General features: G+C 48.2%; 3 protein-coding genes. All 3 read right to left on the reverse strand.

Features of this window, described 5'->3' with window-relative positions; all coding sequences use genetic code 11:
• Positions 1–989 (reverse strand): glutamine synthetase III (locus AB7S66_RS12295; RefSeq protein WP_428520418.1); only part of this gene is annotated, 989 nt, incomplete at its 3' end.
• Positions 990–1,268: 279 nt separating this feature from the next.
• Positions 1,269–1,889 (reverse strand): HAD-IA family hydrolase, encoded by a 621-nt coding sequence (locus AB7S66_RS12300; RefSeq protein WP_428520420.1) that lies wholly within the window; start codon positions 1,887–1,889, stop codon positions 1,269–1,271.
• A gap of 132 nt (positions 1,890–2,021) precedes the next feature.
• A partial coding sequence (locus tag AB7S66_RS12305; RefSeq protein ID WP_428520422.1) for a Fic family protein occupies positions 2,022–3,034 on the reverse strand: 1,013 nt, incomplete at its 5' end.

Genomic DNA, 3,034 nt, shown 5'->3' on the forward strand with positions numbered 1-3,034 from the left:
GTGTCGGTCGAAATTGACCAGTTGTTGTGCTTCCCTGAACCATTCACCCCGGCAAACGGTTTCTCGTGCAGCAAACAGACAAGACCATGCTTGTCGGCAATCTTCTTCATCATCTCCATGGTCAGCTGGTTCTGGTCGACGGCAAGGTTGCTTGTGGTAAAAACAGGAGCAAGCTCATGCTGGCTGGGAGCGACCTCGTTATGCTCGGTCTTGGCAAAGATGCCAAGTTTCCAAAGCTCCTCATCCAGTTCCTGCATGAAGGCGGAGACACGACTCTTGAGATTGCCGAAGTAGTGGTCCTCCAACTCCTGTCCCTTGGGTGGGCGTGCCCCCACAAGGGTGCGGCCGGTGTGGATCAAGTCCTTACGCTTCAGGTAGAGATCCTTATCCACCAGGAAGTACTCCTGCTCCGGGCCTACAGTGGTCACCACTCGCTTCACATCACTCCGTCCAAAAAGCTTCAGAATCCTGATCGCCTCTCGGCTAATGACTTCCATGGAACGGAGCAAGGGAGTCTTCTTATCCAGCACCTCACCACTATAGGAACAAAATGCTGTAGGAATACAGAGTGTATTCTCCTTGATGAAGGCATAGCTGGAAGGGTCCCAGGCAGTATACCCACGGGCCTCAAAGGTTGCCCTAAGGCCACCGGAAGGGAATGAGGATGCATCAGGCTCTCCCTTGATCAACTCCTTTCCACTGAATTCCATGAGGGCGGCACCTTCAGAGGAAGGAACCAAAAAACTCTCATGCTTCTCTGCGGTGATGCTGGTCATGGGCTGGAACCAGTGACAGTAATGGGTAGCCCCTTCAGCCATAGCCCACTCCTTCATGGCATGGGCAACCTGGTTGGCAATCTCCAGGTTCAGTTCCTTTCCAACCCTGATGGTCTCTTTCAGCTGTCGGTAGGTGTCCTTTGAGAGATACTCCCTCATTTTCTCGTCCCCAAACACCATACTCCCAAAATACTGATCTGCTCGCTCTTTCATACGGTTCCTCCACTCTCGATAATTCATAAACGGGGTCTTCGGCGGCCAGGGCGCTTTGCCTGAGACATCGCCCCGACTGCCCACTTGCCCCAATCCGACAAGAATCCTTCTGCCGGAAACGCAAAAAAGGCGCTGCAGCCCAAACCGGACCACAGCGCCTTTGCTGATGTTTCCTTTTACACCAGAGTTACCACTTCTGTCAATCAGTGCATCTTGGTTTCCTTCATTTCACAGCAACTCATGGGATACCATATCTTGCTCTCATGAAAATTATAGTACCTATCGATTATAGAGAAAGGTCTGCATACCCATGTCTTTGGCAGCCTTGATATTGTGCTCTGAATCATCGATGAACAGCATGTGTTGGGGAGATGTTTGTACAAGATCAATGGTGTGACGAAAGATTGGCTCGCCGGGCTTATTTTTCCCTAGGATTCCTGAGATGACAAACCAGTCAAAGCACGCCTCAGCCCAGTACGTACCGTGCACCAGACGGTCATAGGCCTGTGAGGCCATATTTGACAAAAGCACTGTCTTGATCCCCCTTTTACGCATATCATATACCCACTTCACCATCCTGGGCCGCACATGTGAAAAACCCAGAATGTCTATGGTAAAGAGCAATTCCAGGGTCTCTTCATCATCCCCCAGGGGACTGTGAGCATCTACCAACACCTGATGAAAGTAGGAAGATGCGTCATATTCACCTGAATCGAGTTTGTCACGCTTCTCCCAGTAAGGAATCTCAAATACTGCAAGCGGCACCTGAGCTATATTCGCCAGAAGACCAAGGGTATCCTTATCAATGAAGTCACTCATGACTCCTCCAAAATCGACGGCAAGCGCTTTTACCTGCATTGCAGGCAAATCCAAATGGACCAACTCATCTATGGTTCCCATCGTTATCCCCTTCTTGTAATGATTCTAATCGAATTGCATGAATATGATCTATTTCGTCTGTGAAGAATTGTCTCTCCCCCCTACAGCCGATTATGTAGCGCTACCCACTATGAACAGCGAAAGGCCCTCTTTTTACAGTTCTTCATGCGGATATTTCAATACATAATGCGTGCTTCGTCCCTGTCCTTTCTGTTCCAGAAGATTCTTTTGTACCAAATCCTTGATATCTCGTATTGCTGTATCTTGTGATACTTTGCAGATCCTTGCCCATTTCGATGATGTCAAATTACTCTTGAAATCATCCAAGAGCAGTGAAAGCATCTTTCTTTGGGTCTCTGTTATCGTGTATTTGGCTGCCTCCTGCCAGAATCTTGCCTTGATCAGTACACTATCTACAGTACTTGCTGATGCCTTTATTGCATATGACAGGCAATCGAGGAACCAAAGCAACCACCCTGTAACATCAAGTGTACCCTTTTGTGTTTCCTCAAGGATTGCATAATAGCTCTCTTTCTCCCTCTGGATTTGTGCTGACATACTGTAGAAACGTTTTCCTGTACCGTCAGATCTGGAAAGCATCATATCAGTGATGGCTCTTGCCAGTCTTCCATTCCCATCATCAAATGGATGGAGTGTAATAAACCAAAGGTGTGCAATTGCAGCTTGTACAATGGGGTGTTGCTTTGAAGGACTGTTGATCCACGACAAGAACTGCGAGAGTTCAATGGGGAGTTGTGTAGCCTCGGGAGCTTGGAAGTGCACGATTTCCATTGGCCCATTACTTCTCGAGACAACTTGCATGCGTCCTTCTTCATCACTTCTGAGCTGGCCAACACGTATCCTTCTCATTCCACTGAATCCTGTAGGGAAAAGGGAGGCATGCCAGATGAAGAGTCTTTCCAGCGTGAGCGGGGTGTTGTAGTTCTCTATGGCATCAAACATCATGGATACTATACCGTCGATATGATGGTCGGAAATTTCTGATTGAGCGTACGGTATGTTCAGGTGCCTGGCAACCGAAGAGCGGACTTGTCCATAATTGAGGTGTTCACCTTCAATTTCACTGGAGCTGATGATGTTCTCTGAAACTACATGCCAATTCGATTCTCTCTGCAGTTCAAATCCAAGGCTTTTCATGCGACCCA

It is taken from the genome of Sphaerochaeta sp. (assembly GCF_050178175.1).
Classification (GTDB): domain Bacteria; phylum Spirochaetota; class Spirochaetia; order Sphaerochaetales; family Sphaerochaetaceae; genus Sphaerochaeta.

Bases quoted from the DNA above. Each gene is read 5' to 3' on its own strand.
- AB7S66_RS12300 (WP_428520420.1), bottom strand. From the start codon at position 1,889: ATGGGAACCATAGATGAGTTGGTCCATTTGGATTTGCCTGCAATGCAG.